We start from the raw sequence: 22,163 nt of genomic DNA on the forward strand, positions 1-22,163 counted from the left end.
TATTCACAATGGCAAGATTGTGCTTCAAGTGGTGAGGTGGTAATTGAATGTTATTTTTCGCACTTGAGTAATTATTTTTTGCCCCCATACCCTTAGGATTACAGCCACGCGGCTCGAGGAAGCATTTTTGATAAAACATGATTTAAATAAAACGCTAGAAGCGTTAACGGCACAATTTCCTAACGCAATTAATGGGATTAAACGTGGTATCGAGCGAGAAGCATTAAGGATCAAACCAAATGGTGTTATCTCAGGGCAAGGTCATCCACAAGGCGTTGGTAGCGCTTTAACCAATGATCATGTCACCACTGACTTTTCAGAATCGTTATTAGAATTTATTACTCCAGTGAGCACCTCAGCCGAGGAAACCCTAGCTCAACTTAAAGACTTACAAAAGTTCACCTTATCTCAAATGGGTGACGAACTACTGTGGCCGATTAGTATGCCATGCTTTATTGAGCACCAAGATGATATCGTACTAGCTCAGTTTGGTGATTCAAATATCGGCCGTATGAAAACTCTTTACCGAGAAGGGTTGAAAAATCGCTATGGTAGTATGATGCAAGCGATTGCGGGTGTTCATTTCAATATTTCCTTTCCTGAAAGCTTATGGCAAAGTCTGTATAGTTTAAACGGGAGCCAAGGCACACTTGCAGATTCAATTTCGAATGGTTACTTAGGGCTCATTCGCAACTTTAAGCGCGAGTTATGGTTAATTAGTTTCTTATTTGGCGCTTCGCCTGCGTTGTGTAATTCTTTCTTGCAGGGTCGTCAAACAGACTTACCGTTTAAGAAACTAGGTAAAGGCACACTTTATTTAGAAGTCGGTACGGCACTGCGATTAGGCAACCTTGGTTATACTAATAGCGCACAATCGTCTTTACGAGTTATGTACAATTCATTAGAAGAATATGTAGCAGGTTTAAAAGAAGCGATTCATACGCCATCAGACCTATATGGTCACCTTGATGACTACCGTAGTGAGCAGCCAAAACAACTGAACAAAAATATTCTACAAATTGAAAATGAATTTTACTCACCGATACGTCCTAAACGTAATGCTGCCTCAGGAGAAACACCTACTGATGCCTTATTACGAGGTGGGATCGAGTATATAGAAGTACGCGCGCTAGATGTTAACCCATTCAGTGAAACCGGTATTGATTTACAGCAAATTCGCTTTTTAGACGTATTTTTGACCTATTGTTTATTGTCTGAGTCTCCAGAAATGGATTGGCAGGAACAAAAGTTAAGTACAGCTAATCTTGATGCGGTTGTAAATGAAGGCCGAGACCCTGAGCTTACGTTGAATAAGCAAAGTGAAAAGGTTCTGCTTGTTGACTGGGCTGAATCTATATTTACTAATCTAGCTGCTGTGGCTAACTATATGGATAACGCATATGGTGTGAGCTATTACAGCGAAACAATCGCAGAGCTTGCAAGTTGGGTCAAAAACCCTAATAAAACTTTCTCTGGTCGGTATGTCAGTGCACTTGCAAAAGAAAATCAAGATAATGGTCTTTTTGCCTTAACACTTGCGCAAAAATATAAGCAAAATCATGTCGAGGCTGATTATCAATTTTATGATCATGCATTTTTGACTAAACAGGCATCTGATTCAGTGCTTAAAGAGCGAGAAGTAAAAGCAGCAGACAAGCTATCTTTTACTGCGTTTTTAGATGATTATTTTGCTAAAGCTTAATAAGGTGAGTACATAAAAAAACGCAGCCTAGGGAGGCTGCGTCAAAGATTCTTCAGGGATGAAACAATGCTATACTGCTGCATTCATAAGTTCAGACTGACCTGATGAGAAAAAGTTCAGCGAGATACATAAAAAAATGAAAAAAAGTTTAATTATTTTATCGCTGGCCGCTTTAATGGCGGGTTGCGCAACGGCTCCTCCAGAGCAACCTCATGATATTTGTAAGATTTTTGAGGAAAAGCCTGACTGGTACTACGATGCGCGTGATGCGCAAGAAAAGTGGGGCTCACCTAAACACGTACTCATGAGTATGATGTATCAAGAAAGCTCATTTCGCCATGATGCAGCGCCACCTATGGAATATTTCTTATGGGTCATTCCTATTGGCCGAGCCAGTTCAGCGTATGGATACTCGCAAGCAAAAACGCCAACTTGGTCAGATTACATTCGCGAAACTGGTAATAGTGGGGCAGACAGAGACGATTTTGATGATGCGATAGACTTTATGGCTTGGTTTGTTTATAAAACTCATAAAGTAAACGGAATATCAAAATGGGACGCCTACGCGCAGTACTTGAATTACCATGAAGGGTGGGGCGGCTATAAACGCGGTACTTATAAAAGTAAAAAGTGGTTGATGAGTGTTGCCAATAAAGTAAAACACCGAGCTAGCCGGTATGGCGCACAACTTAAAAAGTGCGAAGCTGATCTAGATAAAAACTGGTTTGAACGCTTATTTAGTTAAGGTTTTCATATTAAAAAGCCCGCATCAATATGCGGGCTTTTTAATGGTTATTTACCAGGGAACTGGTGTATATGCACATCGCGTTGTGGGAACGGAATGGTAATATCTTCAGCATCAAATGCTATTTTCACACGTTCGTATAAACCAAAATAGACTGGCCAATAATTGTCTGTTTCAACCCAAGCCCAAACGAGCATACCAATATGGCTCTCACCATGTTGACTGACATGTACAACCGGCTTTTTCTGTTCGATATTTTTCAAAACTAGATCATAGTCATTTAATACCTTCATTAACACATCACGGGCTTTATGTACGTCATCGCCGTAGCTGATACCAAATTCAATCGCAACCCGGTGTAATGGCTCTGAGAACTTATTCTTAACGCAACCATTTGAAAGAGTGCCATTAGGAATAATAATTTTTTCATTATCATAGGTAAGTAAAACGGTAACAAAAATTTGAATTTCAACTACTGTGCCCATATAGCCTTGGGCTTCAATAACATCACCCACTTTAAAAGGCTTAAAGAACAGGATAAGCACACCACCTGCAAAGTTAGCAAGACTGCCTTGTAAGGCCATTCCAACGGCCAAACCGGCTGCACCAAGCATTGCAATAAATGAAGTAGTTTCAATTCCTATCATTGACGCAACTGAAATTAGCAGAAGTACTTTTAAAATGACCGAAATAAATGACACCAAAAAGTGTGTAAGTCCCACTTCAAACTTAACCTTGGTCATTGATTTTTCAGCCATATTTGAGATACGACCGATAAGCCACCACCCAACTATTAAAACAACAATAGCGAGAATGAATTTAGGTCCATAGAGTAGCAGTAGCTCAATTGCTTGATTATAAATGTTTTCGATCGATATTTCGTCCATGATTGCTCCTTATTAAATGCGGCAGTTAAATAGCTACTAATAGTAGCCGAAACACTAGCGGTTTGCGGGAGCGTACGTTGTAAATATGAAACTTCAGAAAGGAAATAAGAATTTAGATACAAAAAAGGAGTGGATGACCACTCCTTTTTGTTGAAAATTAATGATGATTAAGTAGTACGCTTACTTGGCAGTACTTTAACAAGTTTAACCATGTTTTCTTTAACTTCGAGAACTTCGATTGGATAGCCAGCAATACGCAAACTGAGGTTTGAGTCTGGGATATCTTCTAAATATTCAACTATTAAACCACTCAGGGTCTTCGGCCCATCAATTGGTAGCTCCCAACCCATTTCTTTATTTAAATCGCGAATATTAGCACCGCCATCTACAAGTACTGAGCCATCATCTTGCTCGGTGACTTCCTCACTTGGTGTACGCGTTTGCGTTGTTGTGAAATCACCCACTACTTCTTCTAAGATATCTTCAAGTGTTACTAAGCCTTGAATATCGCCATATTCATCAACCACTAAACCAATACGTTCTTTCGATTGCTGGAACTTAAGTAGTTGCGTGTTTAGTGATGTGCCTTCAGGAATGAAGTAAATTTCACGAACTGCACGTAACAATGACGGTTTATCAAATTGTTCTTTAGTTAATAGGCGCAGTGCATCACGTGAGTGAATAAAGCCAACAGCATCATCAATTTGGTCACGATATAACAGTACGCGTGTGTGCTGTGCATGAGTAAGCTGGCGGCTGATAAGTTTCCAATCGTCATTAATATCAATCGCAACGATTTCGTTGCGTGGGATCATGATATCTTCAACCGTAACTTGTTCTAAATCTAAAATTGAAGTTAGCATGCTTTGGTGGCGGGCAGGTAAAAGAGCACCTGATTCGTTCACCACGGTTTTTAATTCTTCTTTACTTAGGCTATGTTCTTCAATTTGTGCTGTGGTAATACCAAACAAACGCAACATGCCGTTGGTCATCCAGTTAACGATAACCACAAATGGGAAAAGTATTTTTAACAGCCCTTTGAGCACGATTGAGCTTGGAAAAGCGACTTTCTCTGGATAAAGCGCGGCAAGTGTCTTTGGTGTTACTTCGGCAAAGATTAAAACAACCAGCGTTAGCGCGCCGGTAGCTATTGCGATACCAAGATCACCATACAGGCGAATACCAATGATTGTTGCAACCTGTGCTGCGGCAATATTAACTAAGTTGTTACCAATCAAGATCAGACCAATAAGTCTGTCAGGGCGACTTAACAGTTTGCTGACGCGCTTCGCTGCACGGTGATCTTCTTTAGCAAGATGACGCAGGCGAATGCGGTTAATTGACATAATCCCAGTTTCAGAACCAGAAAAATAAGCAGAAATAAGTATCAATAATCCCAATACAATAAACAGGGTACTAGTCGATATGTCGTCCAACGATGGATCCTTTTTTTATAAATCAGTGCATATTAAGCTAGAGACAGCTTGCTGAGTCAAGTTAAAACTTATTTAGAATCACTTCTTGAATGAAACGGCTGCCAAAATAAGCAAGTGACAAGACAAATGCGGCTATCATGATCGAAAACACAACAGGCTTACCACGCCAGCCTTTACGCAAATGTCCAACAGTGACCACAGTAAAAATCAACCAGGCTACTAACGATAACACTGTTTTATGGATAAACTCACTTGCAAACATCCCCTCTAAGAAGATAAACCCAGAAAGCAGTGCAAAGGTAAGTAAGATAGTGCCTAACGTCAGTAACTGGTACAGCTGACGCTCAACCACCATTAATGGGGGAAGATGGCTATGTACAATCGCCAAGTCTTTGCGTTTTAAACGCTTGTCGATAAAATAAAACTGCACAGCATATAAAGTGGCGATGATTAGTACACAGTAAGCTAATAGAGATAACGAAATATGTGTTACCAAGCCGAGCTCAACATTTATTGATTGTAAAATAACGTGATGTGGAATAAATAAGCTGGCGAGCGTTAGTATGGCTGCAAAACCGTAGACTACAGGTAATAAAAGGGTCGCAGGAAATTTAAGTGACACGGCCGTTACCGACACCACAATGACCCAGCAGGTCAATAAGGCAACGTTTACAATGCTTAGGTCTTGGCCATCAGCGCGAAAAACAGAGTTCACCAACAGTAGCATATGAGCAAGAATAGCAACGGTGCTCAAAATCACGGTGAGTTTCTGGCTTGGACCTTGTTTGTGAAAAAGGCGTGAAAGCACATGCGATGTCGCTAACACATAAAACAAACTAGCAATAATTGTTAAACTAATAATCATCGTATTATGGCCACTTAATTTATTCGATAAATCCTTGTCTCATTGATGCCATTGTATTTTATAGCAAGGCAAAAGCATAGAGTTTGTAAAAAGAAACTCAAACAGCGCACTTGAATACTGTATTGTCGGCCATCATTTACGGTATACTGCTAGGAATTAAATTTTAATATTGCCTTTATTGCCGAATAAACTGTACGTTTTACAAGCAATTTAGGTGAAACTCGTTTTATCGGAAACTTTACATGTTTGAGAATCTCCAAGAACGCTTAGGTAAAACCTTAAAAAATATCAGTGGCCGCGGACGCCTAACTGAAGACAATATTAAAGATACATTACGCGAAGTCCGTATGGCATTTTTGGAAGCGGACGTTGCCTTACCTGTTGTTCGTGAGTTCGTTAAGCAAGTTAAAGAACGTGCCGTTGGTGTTGAAGTAACGAAAAGCTTAAGCCCAGGCCAAGTCTTTATTAAGATTGTTCGTGAAGAACTTGAAAAAGCCATGGGCGAAGCCAACGAAGAGCTTAGCCTTAATGCACAGCCGCCAGCAGTAGTGATGATGGCAGGCTTGCAAGGTGCGGGTAAAACAACCAGTGTTGGTAAACTAGCTAAATTCTTAAAAGAGCGTAAAAAGAAATCTGTATTAGTTGTGAGTGCCGACGTTTATCGTCCGGCAGCAATCAAACAGCTTGAAACACTGGCTGATGAAGTGGGTGTTGAGTTCTTCCCAAGTGACATTTCACAAAAGCCTGTAGATATTGCCAACAGCGCTATTTCGCACGCGAAGAAGAAATTCATTGATGTGGTATTAGTTGATACCGCGGGTCGTTTACACGTCGATAACGACATGATGGACGAGATCAAAGCACTTCATAGTGCAATTAATCCAATTGAAACCTTATTCGTTGTTGATGCGATGACAGGTCAAGATGCGGCAAATACTGCAAAAGCATTTGATGAAGCACTGCCTTTAAGTGGTGTGATCTTAACCAAGACCGATGGTGATGCTCGTGGTGGTGCTGCCTTATCGATTCGTCATATTACCGGTAAACCAATTAAGTTTATGGGTGTGGGTGAGCGTACAGATGCACTTGAACCATTCCACCCTGACCGAATTGCTTCTCGTATCCTAGGTATGGGTGATGTACTTTCATTAATCGAAGAAGTCGAGATGAAAGTAGATAAAGAGAAAGCTGCTAAAGTTGCCGAGAAAGTATTTAAAGGTGACGGTTTCACATTAGATGATTTTGCAGAGCAACTTCGTCAGATGAAGAACATGGGCGGCATGATGTCGATGCTTGATAAGCTGCCGGGTATGCAAAACCTTCCAGATGCTGTAAAAGGTCAAATGGGCGATAAAACTTTCGTGCAAATGGAAGCGATCATTAACTCAATGACACCAAAAGAGCGTGCACGTCCTGAAATCATTAAAGGCTCTCGTAAAAAACGTATTGCTGCTGGTTCTGGTACCCAAGTACAAGAGATCAATAAACTGCTTAAGCAATTTACGCAAATGCAAAAAATGATGAAGAAGATGAAAGGCAAGGGCGGCATGAAGAAAATGATGCGCGGTATGAAAGGTATGTTACCACCGGGTATGATGGGTGGCGGTCCAAAATTTTAATTGAGCTTATCATTGAGCGTGTACAAAAAAGGGGCATATAGCTCCTTTTTTTGTAGATAAATTATGCGTAGTTGTTAGCTGAGTGTAAGATTTAAAGCCCAGATCAGTGTTTAATCAACTAAACTTACATTTTGCAGCAGTTCTTACTTGCAATGTTGCAAAAAACTCGTACAATTCCCCAGCTTCCCGTACTGGGGAGTAAATCTTATTAATGAAAACAGTCAATCTAATGTAGAGGACGGTATGGTAACTATTCGTTTGCAACGTGGTGGCGCTAAAAAACGCCCTTTCTATCAAATTGTGGTTGCGGATAGCCGTTTCTCGCGTGACGGTCGCTTCATCGAGAAAGTAGGTTTCTTTAACCCAATCGCTTCTGGTCAGGAAGAAAAAGTACGTTTAGATTTATCTCGTGTTGAACACTGGGTAGGTCAAGGTGCATCTCTTTCAGATCGCGTAGCTAAATTAGTTAAAGACGCTCGTAAAGCGGCTTAATAGGCGTAAGAGTAACCATGAGTCAAGAGAACACCTCGTATATTACAGTAGGAAAGCTCGGTGCCCCGTATGGTATAAAGGGCTGGCTTAAGGTGCATTCATTTACTGATGATCCCGAAGGGATCTTCGATTTCAGCCCATGGTTGATAGGGCAACAAGGTAAATGGCAGACCTTAGAAGTGGTCGACTGGCGTCGCCACAACAAAGGCTTTATCGCTAAAGTTGCGCAAGTAAACGACAGAGACGAAGCAATGGCTTTGACCAATGTAGAAATTTCCGTGGATGCAGCGCAGCTTCCAGAATTACCGCAAGGTGAATTCTATTGGCGAGATCTCATCGGCATGTCAGTTGTAACCGATAAAGGCTACGACTTAGGCACTGTTGATGACCTAATGGAGACAGGGTCAAATGATGTTTTGGTTGTGAAAGCAAACAAAAAAGATGCATTTGGCCAAGCAGAACGTTTGATTCCTTTTTTAACAGACTCTGTTATCAAAGAAGTTAAACATGATGCAAGAGAAATTACCGTAGACTGGGATCCAGGGTTTTAATGTCACAAACAAGTTCACTATGGGTAGGGGTGATTAGCCTTTTCCCGGACATGTTTGATGCGATAACTACCCAAGGGGTTACAGGTCGTGCAGTTAAAAATGGTCTAATCGACTTTAATTGCTGGAACCCACGTGACTATGCAACTGATAAGCATAGGACCGTGGATGATCGCCCTTATGGCGGTGGTCCAGGCATGTTAATGATGGTTGAACCATTGAAACAAGCCATTCTTGACGCAAAAAAAGCGGCAGGTGATGGTGCAAAAGTAATTTATATGTCCCCGCAAGGGCGCAAATTAGATCAACAAGGGGCAAGCGAGCTTGCCAACTCAGATAAGTTGATTCTAATTGCCGGTCGCTATGAAGGTATAGACGAGCGAATTATAGAGTCGTACGTTGACGAAGAATGGTCAATAGGCGATTTTATATTAAGTGGTGGTGAACTACCCGCTATGACGCTAATTGATGCAGTAGCACGATTAGTACCAGGGGTGTTAGGGCATAACCAGTCAGCTGAGCAAGATTCATTTTCGGATGGCTTGCTTGATTGTCCTCATTATACACGGCCAGAGACATTGGATGATAAGCAGGTTCCCGCTGTATTACTCAGTGGTAACCACCAAGAAATTGCAAAGTGGCGTTTAAAACAATCACTTGGCAGAACTTGGCTACGTCGTCCTGACTTGTTGCATAACCTAGCTCTGACTGAGGAGCAAGCGGCACTTCTTGCTGAGTTCCAGCAAGAGTACCAACAAGCTTGTGGCTAGAAGACAGTTACACCTAGGAAAGTGAGAAATATAATGGCAAAAGTAAACCAAAATATTATTAAAGCGCTTGAAGAAGAGCAGCTTAAATCAGACGTACCAGCATTCGGCGCTGGTGATACAGTTGTTGTACAGGTACGTGTAAAAGAAGGTAACAAAGAGCGTCTACAGGCCTTTGAAGGTGTTGTAATCGCTAAGCGTAATCGTGGTCTTCACTCAGCATTCACAGTTCGTAAAATTTCGAGCGGTGAAGGTGTTGAGCGTGTATTCCAAACGCACAGCCCTCTTATCGATAGTATCTCAGTTAAACGTCGCGGTGCTGTTCGCCGTGCGAAACTTTACTATCTACGTGAGCGTTCTGGTAAATCTGCACGTATTAGAGAAAAACTTAACTAATACGCGCTGTTTTACAACGCAAAATAAAACGGGTTGCAGCCTTAGGTTGCAACCCGTTTTGGTTTTTATAGCAAAAAATATCTAGTTACGACTTTCAAACTTAGTTGTCAGCACTTCTTAATATCTCTTTCTAATTTAAATGTTCCCTTGTGATTCAAGCCGTGTAGAAGTGTTAGGGCTTTGTGCTTTGCTGTTTATCCTGTTACTATAATTCGTATTGAAAGCTTTACTTTTTTGTATATATTTTTGTACGTTTTTTGGGTTTGAGGTGTATTAACGTGGTAACAGTGAATGAGCTTGATGAATTAAGGACAGGAATTGACGAATGCGATGCGCAGTTAGTTTCCTTGTTGGCAAAAAGAAACAGTATAACGGCTAAAATTGGTGCAATTAAGCAGCAAATTGGCGCCCCTTTGCATGCGCCGGATCGCGAAGCTGATTTACTTGAAGCGCGAAGACAAGAAGCGATTGCACAAGGAGTTAACCCTGAGTTAGTTGAAGATATTCTGCGTCGTATGATGCGTGAAGCATATCAAAATCAACAAGGGAGTTTGGCTTGTTCAGCTCCTCAGTTATCTCCTATTGTGATTGTCGGTGGGCAAGGTGCGATGGGTCAATTGTTTGCACAACAATTCATTCGCTCAGGATACGATGTACGAATTTTAGATAAAGAGCAACAAGCCGACAGCGAAGCGATATTAGCCGGTGCAAAACTTGTACTTGTAAGTGTGCCAATTAATGCACTTGAGCAAGTCGTTGCTGCATTACCAACACTTGATGATGACTGTTTATTAGTTGATATTACCTCAGTTAAACAAAAGCCTTTAAAAGCCCTCATGGCAGCTCACAGCGGCCCTGTGGTAGGTTTACACCCAATGTTTGGTCCAGATATTTCGCACTGGGTAAAACAAACGGTCGTCGTGTGTGAAGGGCGAAATCATGAAGTAGCAAAAGGGCTAATGGCACAATTACAGATCTGGGGTTGTCAAGTAGTTGAAATGGATGCCAAAAAGCATGATGAAGCGATGCAAATCATCCAAGTAATGCGCCACTTAACAACGTTTGTGTACGGACAATTCTTAGCTAAACAAAGCCATACGTTAGCAGAGCTACGTAGCTGCTCTTCACCTATTTATCAGTTAGAGTTAATGATGGTAGGGCGTTTATTTGCCCAGTCACCAGAGTTGTACTCTGACATCATGCTGGCGCAATTTGATGATGTAGAGCCGTTACTTGCGAGTTATCAAGACACCTTTGCAGACACTCTTGAGAAGCTAAAAGCTGGTGATAAAGAGTCATTAATAAATGCCTTTGCTAACGCAAAAGAATATTTCTCTGATGCAACTGCACATTTCTTAACACAAAGCCGAAGCTTACTTAATAAAGCAAACGATGCGAAAGTGTTAGATTAATAATTTTGTTTAATTAAACCAAAAGCCCGCATCAAGCGGGCTTTTTAGTTTCAAATGTGTTGTTGGCAATAATTGCCCTAATGGCCACCTAAGGAGCCTGGTAACGCACCTGTGTGGTGATTAATTAAACCCCATTGATACAGTAAATCAGTCATATCAGAAAGGCTGAATAAGGTCATGCTTAAACCGACAACTGTCAACACTATGGTATAAGGTAGCGCCATATAAACCATGCGCCCATAAGATAGCCTCAACACAGGGGCTAACGTTGAAGTAAGTAAGAATAAGAACGCAGCTTGTCCATTTGGTGTGGCAACACTTGGAAGGTTGGTGCCGGTATTAATTGCTACAGCTAATAAATCAAACTGGTCACGAGTAATTTGACCAGCTTCGAGTGCAGCTGCAACTTCATTTATATAAACAGTACCCACAAACACATTATCACTGACCATCGACAGAATACCGTTGGCAATAAAAAACATAACAAGTTGCAATTGGCCTTCAAAGGTCAGAACCCAAGCAATTACGGGGGTAAATAAATGTTGGTCAATGATGACGGCAACAATAGAAAAGAATACGCACAACAAAGCAGTAAATGGCAATGCTTCTTCAAAGGCTTTGCCAAGTTGATGCTCTTCTATAATTCCTGCACTGGCTGTGGCAAAAATAATCACAGACAAGCCAATTAGACCAACAGTGGCAAGGTGTAAAGCAAGGCCAATGATAAGCCAAACTGCAATAACAGCTTGAATAGCTAGGTTTACCTTATCGCGTGTTGTGCGTTTTTTCTCAAGCTTCTTCGCATGATCAGATAAAATAGTGTGAATCGGGGCGGGCAGTTTCGCACCGTAACCAAACGCTTTGGTTTTTTCCAATAAAATAGTTGTGGATATACCCGCAATCATAACCGGCAGGGTGATTGGTAACATGCGAAAGAAAAACTCGCCGAATAGCCAGCCAGCTCGCTCAGCAATAATTAAGTTTTGTGGTTCGCCTACCATCGTACACACTCCTCCTAAAGCGGTGCCTATAGAAGCATGCATTAATAAGTTACGGAGAAAAGCACGGAATTCTTCAAGCTCTTGACGATTTACCGGGCGTACTTGATTATCATCATTAATATCATGTTCACTACTCGAGTCCTTTCCCGAAGCAACTTTATGATAAATGCTGTAAAAACCCATCGCTACAGCAATGACAACAGCCATAACAGTTAGCGCATCTAAGAAAGCAGACAAAAAAGCCGCAGCAATCGTGAACGACAGCGACAATACAGTTTTACTTCGCACTGAAACAACAAGCTTTGTGAAGATATACAGAAGCAAGTCTTTCATAAAGTAAATACCTGCCACCATAAAGATAAGCAGCAAAATAACATCAATATTTTGTACTATTTCATGCTCAACTTGCCCAGCCGACGTCATCCCAATGAACATGGCTTCAATGGCAAGTAAGCCACCAGGCTGAAGAGGGTAACATTTTAAAGCCATAGCAAGAGTAAAAATAAACTCTAACACTAAAACCCAACCCGCAAGGTAGGGGTTAAGTTGAAATAATATAGGGTTTATTAGTAAAAAGGCGACAATGGTGTATTTATACCATTGAGGCGAGGTCCCCAAAAAATTTTTAAAGATCGCTGGTAAAATCCGCTGCTGCATCGCTGTACCTTATTATTTGTGCTTGTTGTTATTTCAAGTTAACTAAGCTTAGAGCTTATTTGAATTGTTAACTAGGTATATTTACTATACTTAAAGTATTATTCTTTTGGTGTCTTATTGGGCCGAAAGGGCTTTTATTTAGCTATAAATAATAGATTTTTATGCACACCGGACTTAGTTTACTTGTTAGTTGCGGATCATCTGGTACAATCAGTGGGTTGTTCGCACATTGCGATAATAAAAGTTGCTAACTCAAGTGGAAAATGAATGAGAATTTTTAAAGCGAAAAGCCCAGCAGGTTTTGCTGAAGAATACATTGTTGAATCTATTTGGAATGGTGACTTTCCGCCGGGATCGATTCTTCCGGCAGAACGTGAATTGTCAGAGCTGATTGGTGTAACACGTACAACCTTACGTGAAGTACTTCAGCGTTTAGCGCGTGATGGCTGGCTAACGATCCAACACGGTAAACCAACACGTGTTAATAATTTCTGGGAGACTTCTGGTCTTAATATCTTAGAGACACTCGCACGTCTTGATGAAGATAAAATGCCAGAGCTTACCGATCAACTTCTTTCGGCACGAACCAACATCAGTGCTATTTACACGCGTGCAGCTATTAAATTAGCACCTGAGCGTGTAATTGAAATTCTTTCGCAGAGCGAAGAGCTAGAAGACAGCGCTCAGGCATTTGCTGATTATGATTACAAAGTTCACCATGAGCTTGCTGTGGCTGGTAATAACCGTATTTACGTGTTGATACTAAATGGCTTTAAAGGTTTTTACTCTAAAATTGGCTGTCACTACTTCTCTGACTCACGTACACGCGAATTAGCACGTCAGTTCTATAAAGACCTAACAGAACTTGCTGAGCGACGTGAACATGATGGTGCAATTTCGATGATGCGTAAATATGGTCATCAAACAGGTGAGATTTGGCAGCAAATTCGTGGCGATATGCCTGAAGACATCATGGATTAATACTCTGTTTTGCTGCTTTAAAATTACAAACCCAGCTCGATTGCTGGGTTTTTTGTACGTGAAGATAGTATTTTTAGCAAAAAGCGTTACCAAAAGTAACGCTTTTTGTTTAAAAATTAGTTTTGCGCGAGATAATCTAAAACAACCTGATGATGGTCTTTGGTTTTGAACTTATCAAACACGTGTTTGATTTTACCGTCTTGACCTACAAGGAAGCTAATACGATGAATTCCTTCGTATTCTTTACCCATAAACTTCTTATAGCCCCAAATACCAAAAGCATCTGCAATGGCATGATCTTCATCAGCTAATAAATCAAAGTTCAGCTCTTTTTTGGTTTCAAAGTTTTTTAAACGCTTGATTGGGTCTGGACTGATACCAACGATACGGGTGTTAAATTTAGCAAGCTCAGCTTTTTCGTCACGTAAGTTCTCTGCTTGTACAGTACAACCTGGTGTTGATGCTTTCGGATAAAAATAAACCAGTACTTGCTGCTCTTTTAATAAATCGGCTAACACGATTGTTTCATCGTTTTGATTTTGTAGACTAAAAGCAGGGGCTGTGTCACCTGCTTGTAGAGGATTAATTTTCTTCATACTGTGCTCCTTAACGAATGCGTCTAAAGATATAATCTACGTTCAAACTACGAGAAAGATCTTCAAAGCTCACTTTAAAATTATCAATATCAACGTCGACAGGAATATTAAACTCCAGTTCACAGCGCATTTTTAGTTCATTGTCTTCTTCATAAGTGTCTGACTTAAGTGAACAAATGCTGATGTTGTTGTCAGCAAAAAAACGAGTAACTTTGCTTAATGTACCCGGAGTGTCGATACCCGTATATTCAAGGGTGTAACCGGCACAAAATTCACATGCAATATGACTTGCTGTGCGTTTCATCATGGTTAATAAACCAAGTTCCATTCCTTTTGTAGGCAAGGTATGCTCGATTCGGCTAATTGCAGACATATCGCCTGCTAATAACATAATAAAAGTAAATTCATTACCCAAGATAGCAATGCGACTGTCAATAATATTGCAATGACAATCACTCACTAGCTGAGTTAATTCGCTAACGATACCGGGCCTGTCTTCGCCAATCGCTGTGAGCACTATCTGATGATTTGAAAAAGCAGTCATGGAATTTTAAGTACCTAGTAATTAAATAATACCAATGGGTATAAGCCAATAAGCCTTGATTTCACGTGAGTTTAATACTGCACGGCGGCGAAGTTTACCATAATTAACATCGTTAACGGTAGCTGCGATTAATTAAGCCGTTAATAAAGTGTGCTCTTTCTTGTTTTTAGGGGCATCAGAAAGTACCATAGTTAAAATTTTGCAAGGCGATAAGTAAACATATACATGACGCGTTAACCCAAATTGCTCGGGTTATTTGCATAAAAACAATAAATGTAAAGTTATAAATGATTTTACAGTGAACCAAATCGGCATTACCCACTCATATATTTGTTAAAAAATTAAGGGTTTGCTAAGGAGAAATATCTGTGCAGTATTGGATCTCAAAGGCGCTTGCTGTAAGCGTAATGGTAAGTTTAACAGGATGCAGTGTGTTCACTGATGAAGCACACCATAAGCGTAATTATCGTGCAAATGAACCGGTCAAAGCGCCAGCAGGCCTTGCGCAACCGACTCAAGATCCGACTTACAAAATGGATGTTGCACAATACGACAACAACCCTGAAGCAAAAAATTATCGTCCGCCAGCACAGGTTATTACCATCGCGCAAGGAACTTGGGTGGAAGAAGGTGATAAATTAGCTCGGGTTTATTTTGATAAAAATGATGGTATTGAAGATCTAGATACATTCATTTGGGACTCTATAAAAGCGGTATTAGCAGAGAAAAATACTTCTGTAGAAAAAGCTGACAAAGCAACAAATAGCATCGAAACAGGCTGGTATACAATTATTAAACCTGAAGATGGTTGGTTTTGGGAAAGTGAAAAAGAAGTATCTCAACAACGCTTTTTATTTACAATTGAAGAGAAGTCGCATCAACGTACAGCTTCTTTAACCTCAAAACTTGTTGATTATAAAAGCGGTTCACAACAATTGACGCCACTTTTACAGCAACAACTAGAAGTGCGTGCTCTTAACCAGATTATTGCTGAGTTTGATTACCGCTACCGTCAGTTAGAAGTGGAAATGCGTAAGCAACAAGGCATTATTTCTCTTGAAATGGGCTTTGATAACAAAGGCAACGCTGCGCTTGTAACTGAGCAAGAATACAGCATGGTATTCGATCGTTTTTCTGGTTTCTTAGAGCGTTTATCTTTCACAATTGTTGAGATTGACCAAGAGCGTGGTTTGATCACTGCTGATTATAAAAAGCCAGAGTCAAGTGTTTGGGATTCAATTTGGGGCGAAGAAGTTGCTGAGTTACCAATTGAAGATGGCCAGTACCAAATTCTCGTTAGCCGCACTAATGATGGTGGTACAAGTTTAACTTGGATGGACTCGCAAGGTGCTACGCTAGAGCCTGGTACAATGAATGACCTACAACAAGCATTAGAAAACGCGCTGCGTCAGCGTGGAATTAATATTTAATAATTAAAAAAATTAAACCACCACAAAAAGAGCCTAGCCGCTCTTTTTGTGGTTTCTACAGGTTGAAAATATGTCTAACTTAAACGCAACAAATCGCATCGACATGCGAACCTTGTTCACCTTTTTCGTTCCTTCACTTATAGGTGTCTTCTTATTCATGACGCCGGTACCCATAGGTGAAGCAATGACCATCCCAATTGCTGTTATGGCAAAAGCAGTGCAACAATGGATTGCACCTTTTGCACTGGGTTTGATTACCAGTATTGTTTGTATCACCGGTATTTTATCTTTAGTGATAAAGCTGTTTAAACCACAGCCATTACTTAAGTACTTTATAATTAAACATTTATTTGATGTTAGTTGGCTTTGGCTGAGTGTTCGATTACTGGGGATGGTATTTATTATTCTGACCTATACAAAACAAGGGCCAGAAATGATTATTTCCGGTAATACCGGTGCATTGGTGTTAAACGACTTATTGCCCGTGTTGTTTTCTGTGTTTGTTTTAGCGGGATTATTATTACCGTTATTATTAAACTTCGGTCTACTTGAGCTAGTGGGTACCTTATTAACTAAAGTGATGCGCCCACTTTTTGGTGTGCCAGGTCGAAGTGCAGTCAACTGTGTGGCATCTTGGTTAGGTGACGGTAGTGTGGGTATTTTGATGACCGCTCGTCAGTATGAAGATAAACACTATACACAACGCGAAGCTGCCATTATTGGTACCACTTTCTCAGCTGTATCAATTACCTTTTGTTTAGTTGTTATTGGTCAAGTAAAGCTTGAGCACTTATTTGCACCGTTTTATTTAACTGTGTGTTTAGCCGGTTTAGTGGCAGCACTAATTGTGCCTCGTTTACCACCATTACGTTTTAAGAAAGATTTATATTTTGATGGTAGCGAGCCCGATAAAGATGCTGAGTTGGTACCTGAAGGTAAAACCTTAATTTCGCATTCGTTAGATGTCGCATTTGCTAAAGCGCGCACTGCACCGGGCTTTGTTGGTACAGTTAAAGAAGGTCTGCACAACGCATTTGATATGGTATTCGCAGTATTACCTGTGGTTATGGCGGTGGGCACATTTGCTCTGATCATTGCTGAATACACGCCGATATTTGAGTATATGGGTAAACCATTTGTACCATTTTTAGAGCTTCTTCAAGTACCTGAAGCCGAAGCTGCAGCACAAACTATTATGGTTGGTTTTGCAGATATGTTTATTCCATCAATTCTTGCTGCAGGTAGTATCGAAAGTGACGTTACACGTTTTATTATTGCAGCAATGAGTGTAACCCAATTGATTTATATGTCTGAAGTCGGTGCTTTGCTTTTAGGAAGTAAAATTCCGGTAAATATTATTGAGCTATTCTTCATCTTTATTTTGAGAACCTTAGTGACATTACCGGTTATTGTCTTAATGGCGCATTGGCTAGTATAAATAAGCTAAGCCTTTTTAAAAAAGCCCTGATTATTCATCAGGGCTTTTTTTATCTTTACCAGTCTCATCTTTAGGTACCTTGAAGTCCATTTTCGCAGCATGTTTTAGCAACATAAGGTTCCCAATTACTACACCAAATACTGCAACAAAAATGCCTATAATTTGCCATGTTTCCATCTTGAAATCCTGTAAATATATGCAGCACAATAGTAGCACTTAAAATCGTTTGGCATAAGACAGTGAAATAAAATCAAGTCCAGGGTTAGGGCTTTTAAATCCGGCGTTGGAATAGTGTAAATACCTGAGTGCTAAGCTTGTGTTGTTTCCTAGGTCTGCCACTAATCCTAATCTGTCCTCAAACTGGTAGTGAGTACTAACATTTTTGCCTGCAAAATGGGTGTCATCCAACAGTGAAACCCCAATACCAAACTCCACATGAACAGGTATGTTTTTCACATTAAACGCCGGGTATTGGATCACTGGAGAAACAGCTAACACGATATTCGTTTGATGTCTGTTGTCTTTGCCATACTGCCAAACATTAAAGCTTGATTCGAAATATACCCGAGCATGTTCAAAAGGCAGTTTTTCGTTTGGTAAATGGTATTGATAGGCAAGTTTTAACCCTTTCACATCACCTTCACCTTGAATGTAATCAATGGCATAGCCATGATTTTGGGCGGCATCAATCGATGGTGCTAATAGTAATGCTGTGCTTAGTGCAAGTGCTTTTAGTGGCTGTTTTAATTTCATATCGGTAATTCTTACTATGACTTTGAGCAAGTAGATAGGGGTGGTGACATTGCTTTTTCAATGTGCGTAAACACACAGAACTTGTGCATATTCTCGCTTTTTTAAGCAATACATTGAAAAACTTGGTAAAAACTGATTGATGCCAATTTGGCATTAAAATGTTGACGTATTGTTTCTTTTTTTGTGGTTTCAATATCGGTATATTGGCGGAAATTTTCAATCACAAGCGAATACGATGATGACCAAATTAGTTAACTCACTTTTGCTAATTGCAACGTTACTTACTACAAGCGTGTTTGCTAGCGAAGACCGTTCGCCAAAGCAATTGTTAGAGTCAGTCACAGCAGACTTATTTGTTGATATTGCTAATGTAAACTCCAAAGGTGACGCTAGCACTGAGGCAATGGCTAGTATTGTTGAAAAACGTTTGCTGCCCCATATGGATACCAAGTTCGTATCATATAAGTTGTTGGGTAAACACATAAAAGGGTTGCGACGTGAGCAAGCAATCGATTTTATCGCAGCTGTAGAGCATTACTTAACAGTAACTTATGCGGGTGCATTGATGAAATACACTGGGCAAAAAGTAGTGTTCGATCCATCACAGTTGATAGATGACGGATATGCAACGGTAAAAACTCAGATCATTGATGATAATGCGCCGACTATTGATTTACACTTTAAACTTCGCCAAGGTAAAGATAAGCAATGGAAGGTATATGATATTGTTGCTGAAGGTATTTCTTTATTAAGTGCTAAGCAAAAAGAAGTACTTCAACGTATCAGCCAAGTGGGCATTGATAAAGTGACTCAAGAGTTAGCAAGTAAGTAGCAGTCTCCAACCAAGCAGTGAGTATTACCAATGTACCACTGCTTTTCTATTTTCTTTAAAAATCACCTACTTTGCGCTAGCACCAATTGCCCTCTGTGGTAGAATCAAGCTAGTTTTTTCATCTTGAAGTATCGAATTAGATACTCGTTGTTTTGTTTCATTATTAAGCTCAGTGTCAGTTAGTTTTTGCTATAACGTAGAGCTTAATAAGTCACCTAATAATGCGTGAGCGGAGTTGTGTTGTTTTAATGGAAAATGTACTAATTTGGCCAAAGGAGTACCCGTTACTGATCAAAGGATTAGCTGAGCAAAACGGGGCTTATATTTTAGACGCTTTAGAAGCTTGGCCTGCATGTCGTTCAACCAATGAAGATGATGGTGTCTGTGCGACAGTCCTTCCGCCTATTTATTATCTTTCTTGGTTAACTCCACTAGATCCATTCGAAGAGTGCTATTTTCAACATATTTCTGAGTTTGACGAAGCTGCATTGAACTATATCAATGCGATGAAACAGCACTTTTTAGAAAATGAATATACTCCTGAGAGCTTAGTGCTGATGTTGTGCCAGCGTTTAGAAAAATACGCAAGTGCATTTGCCCAATCAGCGGTAAAAACGCCCATTACATTGATTCAACAGTTATTTAATCGCCGATACTTTACGGTGATTGAGCATGTCTTGGAGCAAGGGGCTAAGATGTCTGCAGAAGATGTGCTGACTCTTTGGACCGAAGTAGACTTTAGAGAACGTTTTAGCGGATTTATCCCTGACTCTGTGGCTGATTTAGAGCAGCTAACTGCGTTAGCCGCTGAAAAAGTTGCGCACGGTGAGGATTATTTCACGTTACTTAAGTTGATCTCTCCGGATGTTGATTCGGTGTCTCTTTTAGAACAAGCATTGCTTGCTCACTTAAGCCATGAAAGCGCCAAACAAACCATGGCTAAGCGCTTTATTGAACAAGGGGCTACTGGCACCCTAGCTGATGAGAATGGTAAAACAGCTTTTATGTGGGCAACAGAGAAAGGGTATGTCAATGTTGTTGAAACCCTGCTTGAGCACCAAGATAAAACCATTCAAGACAATAAAGGCAACACAGCTCTTCATTACGCAGTGTTCGCTGAAAATGCGCCTTTACTCGTTTTGTTACTGAAAAATGGTTTTGACTTCAGAGTACGTAATAAAGATGGCTTAAGTTGTTATCGGTTAGCTGTGAGTATTAAAGCTGATAATTTAGTCAAGGTTCTTGAACATGACTTCGGGATTAAAGAGCTTTCGCCTGAAGGGCAGTTTGACCGCGTTAAAAAAGTGCACCTCTTGCACGCCATAGTTACCTTGCTATTTCCTGTGCAATTGTTTTTCTTCTTTGATGACAGTATTGCCATTAAAAGTGAGTTAACACTTAGCTTTACGCTGGTTTCTATTCTGTGCTTTTTCTTTGCTACAAGTTTGAAGCGATGCGCACTTTACCCGCATATACGCCATCCATGGGGACTTTTCTTATTAAGAATGTTCTCGTTACTTAGCTTAATCGGGCAAGTTGGTCTGGCAAGTATCGTCGCTTTAGCTACCTTAGCTGAGTTAGTGTGATTAGTTAACGATTAGCAAATATGACATAAAAAAACGGCAACCTTGGTTGCCGTTTTTTGTTTCATCTTTAGATAAAAGAATCGGTATTATTTATCGTGCTCGTGAGCGGCTTTTTCTTCAGCCAGCTCTTCTTTTAATTTACGTATCTTAAGACCAAGCTCTTGTCCACGGTGGCGTGCATAATAGGTACAGCCAATAAACATCAGACTGGCAAAGGTTAACTCAAGTAATACCCAAATCAGCTGCTCTTGTGCCACCCACAGTAATGTAAAACCATGGATAAAATAGAACATTACGATAAAGTTGGCCCATGCATAGGTATAAGGTTTATCTTGAATAATGCCTTTAAGTGGTAGCAGCAGGGGAAGTATATAAACTACAAAGATAAAGGCATTGCTATGTCCTTCTCTTGGGGCAATTAAAAACAACCAAATCGGCATCAAAACTAATAAGCCAACATAACCTATTAACGCAAAACGTTGAAACCGTTTAGTGATAGGCTTTTTGGCTACGGGCTGTTTTAATTCAGTTTCCACGCTCATTGTAATTTACTCGCAATTTGCGCCAAACGTTTTCCAACACTTTGGCATATTTTAATTTCGTCTTTACTTAATACATTGCTGTTGTTGCTACCAGCAACATGACTGGCCCCGTAAGGCGTTCCACCAGTTTCAGTTGCGAGTAATTCAGGCACCTCATAAGGCACACCGAGCAACATCATGCCGTGGTGTAATAATGGCAGCGATAGATTTAATAAAGTGGCTTCATTACCACCATGCATACTACTGGATGACGAAAACACACAAGCTGGTTTGTCGATTAATTGACCTTTTAACCATAAGTCGCTGGTGGTTTCCCAGAAGCTCTTTGCTTGTGAGGCCATCATGCCAAATCGTGTCGGGGTGCCAAATGCCAAACCATCGCAATTAATTAGATCATCTTTGCTGATCACAATATCGTGCGGCTGACGCTGCACAAATGTGCGTAGTAGGGCAGTAGCACCTTGCTGCTCAATTGACTCGGCTATCTCATGTGCCATAGCTTCCAAAGAGCCATGGCTTGAGTGGTATAGCACAACAATGTTTATAGCCATTAAAGTACGCTTAATACGTTTTCTGGTGGACGACCTAGAGCAGCTTTGCCATTGTTCTCAACAATAGGGCGCTCGATTAGTTTTGGATTGGCCGCCATCGCAGCAATTAACTTGTTCTCGTCTTGCTCGTTTTTCAGTTCAAGCTCTTTGTAGATATCTTCCTTTGTGCGCATTAACTCACGCGCTGAGGTAAAGCCTAGCTGTGTCACAAGCGTTGCAATTTGTTGTTCATTAAGTGGTGTTTTTAGGTATTCAACAACACTTGGCTGCACATTATTGCTTTCTAATAGGGCAAGGGTTTCACGTGATTTAGAACAACGAGGGTTGTGGTAAATAGTTACAGACATAGCGTGGTCTCTGATTTTAATAATTTGGCTTATTTT

Annotated in this window: 24 protein-coding genes; 13 read left to right on the top strand and 11 right to left on the bottom strand. The window is 40.4% G+C overall.

The window, feature by feature from the left end; translation table 11 throughout:
- The first annotated feature begins 127 nt into the window (after nt 1–127).
- Complete coding sequence (gene gshA / locus ACSFVZ_RS17250) at nt 128–1,702, top strand: glutamate--cysteine ligase (protein WP_435559296.1); 1,575 nt, start codon at nt 128–130, stop codon at nt 1,700–1,702.
- 136 nt (nt 1,703–1,838) lie between these two features.
- A complete protein-coding gene (locus ACSFVZ_RS17255; protein ID WP_135925550.1) occupies nt 1,839–2,447 on the top strand; it encodes a transglycosylase SLT domain-containing protein in 609 nt (202 codons plus the stop codon).
- A gap of 47 nt (nt 2,448–2,494) precedes the next feature.
- Here the strand turns inward: ACSFVZ_RS17255 and ACSFVZ_RS17260 are convergent, their stop codons facing one another.
- From ACSFVZ_RS17260 to ACSFVZ_RS17270, 3 genes are all read right to left on the bottom strand, one after another.
- Nucleotides 2,495–3,334 carry a mechanosensitive ion channel family protein gene (locus tag ACSFVZ_RS17260; protein ID WP_435559297.1) on the bottom strand — a complete coding sequence of 280 codons (840 nt, stop codon included), beginning with the start codon at nt 3,332–3,334 and terminating at the stop codon, nt 2,495–2,497.
- 167 nt (nt 3,335–3,501) lie between these two features.
- Nucleotides 3,502–4,770 carry an HlyC/CorC family transporter gene (locus ACSFVZ_RS17265; protein ID WP_135925545.1) on the bottom strand — a complete coding sequence of 423 codons (1,269 nt, stop codon included), beginning with the start codon at nt 4,768–4,770 and terminating at the stop codon, nt 3,502–3,504.
- A 61-nt stretch (nt 4,771–4,831) separates the two neighbouring features.
- Nucleotides 4,832–5,635 carry a cytochrome C assembly family protein gene (locus ACSFVZ_RS17270; RefSeq protein WP_135925543.1) on the bottom strand — a complete coding sequence of 268 codons (804 nt, stop codon included), beginning with the start codon at nt 5,633–5,635 and terminating at the stop codon, nt 4,832–4,834.
- A 242-nt stretch (nt 5,636–5,877) separates the two neighbouring features.
- Here ACSFVZ_RS17270 and ffh point away from each other — a divergent pair, with 242 nt between their 5' ends.
- The 6 genes from ffh (at nt 5,878) to tyrA (ending at nt 10,869) form a co-directional block, all read left to right on the top strand.
- A complete protein-coding gene (gene ffh, locus ACSFVZ_RS17275; RefSeq protein ID WP_135925540.1) occupies nt 5,878–7,254 on the top strand; it encodes a signal recognition particle protein in 1,377 nt (458 codons plus the stop codon).
- A 243-nt stretch (nt 7,255–7,497) separates the two neighbouring features.
- Nucleotides 7,498–7,746 carry a 30S ribosomal protein S16 gene (gene rpsP / locus ACSFVZ_RS17280; RefSeq protein ID WP_036967110.1) on the top strand — a complete coding sequence of 83 codons (249 nt, stop codon included), beginning with the start codon at nt 7,498–7,500 and terminating at the stop codon, nt 7,744–7,746.
- Nucleotides 7,747–7,763: 17 nt separating this feature from the next.
- Nucleotides 7,764–8,297 carry a ribosome maturation factor RimM gene (rimM, locus tag ACSFVZ_RS17285; protein ID WP_135925538.1) on the top strand — a complete coding sequence of 178 codons (534 nt, stop codon included), beginning with the start codon at nt 7,764–7,766 and terminating at the stop codon, nt 8,295–8,297.
- Entirely contained in the window at nt 8,297–9,064 is a 768-nt protein-coding gene (gene trmD, locus ACSFVZ_RS17290) for a tRNA (guanosine(37)-N1)-methyltransferase TrmD (RefSeq protein WP_135925535.1), read from the top strand. The genes rimM and trmD overlap by 1 nt, the downstream gene beginning before the upstream one ends.
- Nucleotides 9,065–9,097: 33 nt before the next feature.
- Nucleotides 9,098–9,457, top strand: coding sequence for a 50S ribosomal protein L19 (rplS, locus tag ACSFVZ_RS17295; protein WP_130051062.1), 360 nt, complete (start codon nt 9,098–9,100; stop codon nt 9,455–9,457).
- A 278-nt stretch (nt 9,458–9,735) separates the two neighbouring features.
- Nucleotides 9,736–10,869, top strand: a complete 1,134-nt coding sequence (tyrA, locus tag ACSFVZ_RS17300; protein ID WP_138556842.1) for a bifunctional chorismate mutase/prephenate dehydrogenase — start codon at nt 9,736–9,738, stop codon at nt 10,867–10,869.
- 77 nt (nt 10,870–10,946) lie between these two features.
- On the opposite strand, the gene nhaB is transcribed toward tyrA, so the two are convergent.
- Entirely contained in the window at nt 10,947–12,527 is a 1,581-nt protein-coding gene (gene nhaB, locus ACSFVZ_RS17305) for a sodium/proton antiporter NhaB (RefSeq protein WP_135925530.1), read from the bottom strand.
- A gap of 267 nt (nt 12,528–12,794) precedes the next feature.
- On the opposite strand from nhaB, the gene fadR reads away from it, so the two are divergent.
- Complete coding sequence (gene fadR, locus ACSFVZ_RS17310; protein ID WP_054561887.1) at nt 12,795–13,508, top strand: fatty acid metabolism transcriptional regulator FadR; 714 nt, start codon at nt 12,795–12,797, stop codon at nt 13,506–13,508.
- Between the two features lie 116 nt (nt 13,509–13,624).
- Here fadR and bcp read toward each other — a convergent pair whose 3' ends face one another.
- A complete protein-coding gene (bcp, locus tag ACSFVZ_RS17315) occupies nt 13,625–14,104 on the bottom strand; it encodes a thioredoxin-dependent thiol peroxidase (protein WP_135925528.1) in 480 nt (159 codons plus the stop codon).
- 10 nt (nt 14,105–14,114) lie between these two features.
- Nucleotides 14,115–14,648, bottom strand: coding sequence for a glycine cleavage system transcriptional repressor (locus ACSFVZ_RS17320; RefSeq protein ID WP_135925526.1), 534 nt, complete (start codon nt 14,646–14,648; stop codon nt 14,115–14,117).
- Nucleotides 14,649–15,016: 368 nt separating this feature from the next.
- On the opposite strand from ACSFVZ_RS17320, the gene bamC reads away from it, so the two are divergent.
- Both bamC and ACSFVZ_RS17330 read left to right on the top strand, forming a co-directional pair.
- Nucleotides 15,017–16,078 (top strand): NlpB/DapX family lipoprotein, encoded by a 1,062-nt coding sequence (bamC, locus tag ACSFVZ_RS17325; RefSeq protein ID WP_135925523.1) that lies wholly within the window; start codon nt 15,017–15,019, stop codon nt 16,076–16,078.
- Nucleotides 16,079–16,148: 70 nt separating this feature from the next.
- On the top strand, nt 16,149–17,516 hold the full coding sequence (locus ACSFVZ_RS17330; RefSeq protein ID WP_135925521.1) for a YjiH family protein: 1,368 nt from the start codon (nt 16,149–16,151) through the stop codon (nt 17,514–17,516).
- A 30-nt stretch (nt 17,517–17,546) separates the two neighbouring features.
- On the opposite strand, the gene ACSFVZ_RS17335 is transcribed toward ACSFVZ_RS17330, so the two are convergent.
- Together ACSFVZ_RS17335 and ACSFVZ_RS17340 are read right to left on the bottom strand one after the other, a co-directional pair.
- Nucleotides 17,547–17,693, bottom strand: a complete 147-nt coding sequence (locus tag ACSFVZ_RS17335) for a DUF2897 family protein (RefSeq protein ID WP_135925518.1) — start codon at nt 17,691–17,693, stop codon at nt 17,547–17,549.
- A 39-nt stretch (nt 17,694–17,732) separates the two neighbouring features.
- Nucleotides 17,733–18,269, bottom strand: coding sequence for an acyloxyacyl hydrolase (locus ACSFVZ_RS17340; protein ID WP_253039320.1), 537 nt, complete (start codon nt 18,267–18,269; stop codon nt 17,733–17,735).
- A gap of 238 nt (nt 18,270–18,507) precedes the next feature.
- On the opposite strand from ACSFVZ_RS17340, the gene ACSFVZ_RS17345 reads away from it, so the two are divergent.
- Together ACSFVZ_RS17345 and ACSFVZ_RS17350 are read left to right on the top strand one after the other, a co-directional pair.
- Complete coding sequence (locus ACSFVZ_RS17345) at nt 18,508–19,101, top strand: MlaC/ttg2D family ABC transporter substrate-binding protein (protein ID WP_135926296.1); 594 nt, start codon at nt 18,508–18,510, stop codon at nt 19,099–19,101.
- 248 nt (nt 19,102–19,349) lie between these two features.
- A complete protein-coding gene (locus tag ACSFVZ_RS17350) occupies nt 19,350–20,687 on the top strand; it encodes an ankyrin repeat domain-containing protein (protein ID WP_135925513.1) in 1,338 nt (445 codons plus the stop codon).
- Between the two features lie 86 nt (nt 20,688–20,773).
- Here the strand turns inward: ACSFVZ_RS17350 and ACSFVZ_RS17355 are convergent, their stop codons facing one another.
- The 3 genes from ACSFVZ_RS17355 to arsC are packed head-to-tail and all read right to left on the bottom strand — an operon-like array spanning nt 20,774 to nt 22,127.
- Nucleotides 20,774–21,229 (bottom strand): DUF2069 domain-containing protein, encoded by a 456-nt coding sequence (locus tag ACSFVZ_RS17355; protein ID WP_435559298.1) that lies wholly within the window; start codon nt 21,227–21,229, stop codon nt 20,774–20,776.
- Nucleotides 21,226–21,780, bottom strand: a complete 555-nt coding sequence (gene wrbA, locus ACSFVZ_RS17360) for an NAD(P)H:quinone oxidoreductase (RefSeq protein WP_135925508.1) — start codon at nt 21,778–21,780, stop codon at nt 21,226–21,228. The genes ACSFVZ_RS17355 and wrbA overlap by 4 nt, the downstream gene beginning before the upstream one ends.
- Nucleotides 21,780–22,127, bottom strand: a complete 348-nt coding sequence (gene arsC, locus ACSFVZ_RS17365) for an arsenate reductase (glutaredoxin) (protein WP_135925505.1) — start codon at nt 22,125–22,127, stop codon at nt 21,780–21,782. Before arsC ends, wrbA begins: the two co-directional genes overlap by 1 nt.
- Between the last annotated feature and the right edge of the window lie 36 nt (nt 22,128–22,163).

It is taken from the genome of Pseudoalteromonas nanhaiensis (assembly GCF_051235485.1).
GTDB lineage: Bacteria > Pseudomonadota > Gammaproteobacteria > Enterobacterales > Alteromonadaceae > Pseudoalteromonas > Pseudoalteromonas lipolytica_C.

Excerpts from the sequence above, each read along its gene's own strand:
- ACSFVZ_RS17255 (WP_135925550.1), top strand. The coding sequence starts at position 1,839 with ATGAAAAAAAGTTTAATTATTTTATCGCTGGCCGCTTTAATGGCGGGT.
- ACSFVZ_RS17260 (WP_435559297.1), bottom strand. The coding sequence starts at position 3,334 with ATGGACGAAATATCGATCGAAAACATTTATAATCAAGCAATTGAGCTA.
- ACSFVZ_RS17270 (WP_135925543.1), bottom strand. The coding sequence starts at position 5,635 with ATGATTATTAGTTTAACAATTATTGCTAGTTTGTTTTATGTGTTAGCG.
- ffh (WP_135925540.1), top strand. The coding sequence starts at position 5,878 with ATGTTTGAGAATCTCCAAGAACGCTTAGGTAAAACCTTAAAAAATATC.
- rpsP (WP_036967110.1), top strand. The coding sequence starts at position 7,498 with ATGGTAACTATTCGTTTGCAACGTGGTGGCGCTAAAAAACGCCCTTTC.
- rimM (WP_135925538.1), top strand. The coding sequence starts at position 7,764 with ATGAGTCAAGAGAACACCTCGTATATTACAGTAGGAAAGCTCGGTGCC.
- trmD (WP_135925535.1), top strand. The coding sequence starts at position 8,297 with ATGTCACAAACAAGTTCACTATGGGTAGGGGTGATTAGCCTTTTCCCG.
- rplS (WP_130051062.1), top strand. The coding sequence starts at position 9,098 with ATGGCAAAAGTAAACCAAAATATTATTAAAGCGCTTGAAGAAGAGCAG.
- nhaB (WP_135925530.1), bottom strand. The coding sequence starts at position 12,527 with ATGCAGCAGCGGATTTTACCAGCGATCTTTAAAAATTTTTTGGGGACC.
- fadR (WP_054561887.1), top strand. The coding sequence starts at position 12,795 with ATGAGAATTTTTAAAGCGAAAAGCCCAGCAGGTTTTGCTGAAGAATAC.
- bcp (WP_135925528.1), bottom strand. The coding sequence starts at position 14,104 with ATGAAGAAAATTAATCCTCTACAAGCAGGTGACACAGCCCCTGCTTTT.
- ACSFVZ_RS17320 (WP_135925526.1), bottom strand. The coding sequence starts at position 14,648 with ATGACTGCTTTTTCAAATCATCAGATAGTGCTCACAGCGATTGGCGAA.
- ACSFVZ_RS17330 (WP_135925521.1), top strand. The coding sequence starts at position 16,149 with ATGTCTAACTTAAACGCAACAAATCGCATCGACATGCGAACCTTGTTC.
- ACSFVZ_RS17335 (WP_135925518.1), bottom strand. The coding sequence starts at position 17,693 with ATGGAAACATGGCAAATTATAGGCATTTTTGTTGCAGTATTTGGTGTA.
- ACSFVZ_RS17340 (WP_253039320.1), bottom strand. The coding sequence starts at position 18,269 with ATGAAATTAAAACAGCCACTAAAAGCACTTGCACTAAGCACAGCATTA.
- ACSFVZ_RS17345 (WP_135926296.1), top strand. The coding sequence starts at position 18,508 with ATGACCAAATTAGTTAACTCACTTTTGCTAATTGCAACGTTACTTACT.
- ACSFVZ_RS17350 (WP_135925513.1), top strand. The coding sequence starts at position 19,350 with ATGGAAAATGTACTAATTTGGCCAAAGGAGTACCCGTTACTGATCAAA.
- ACSFVZ_RS17355 (WP_435559298.1), bottom strand. The coding sequence starts at position 21,229 with ATGAGCGTGGAAACTGAATTAAAACAGCCCGTAGCCAAAAAGCCTATC.
- wrbA (WP_135925508.1), bottom strand. The coding sequence starts at position 21,780 with ATGGCTATAAACATTGTTGTGCTATACCACTCAAGCCATGGCTCTTTG.
- arsC (WP_135925505.1), bottom strand. The coding sequence starts at position 22,127 with ATGTCTGTAACTATTTACCACAACCCTCGTTGTTCTAAATCACGTGAA.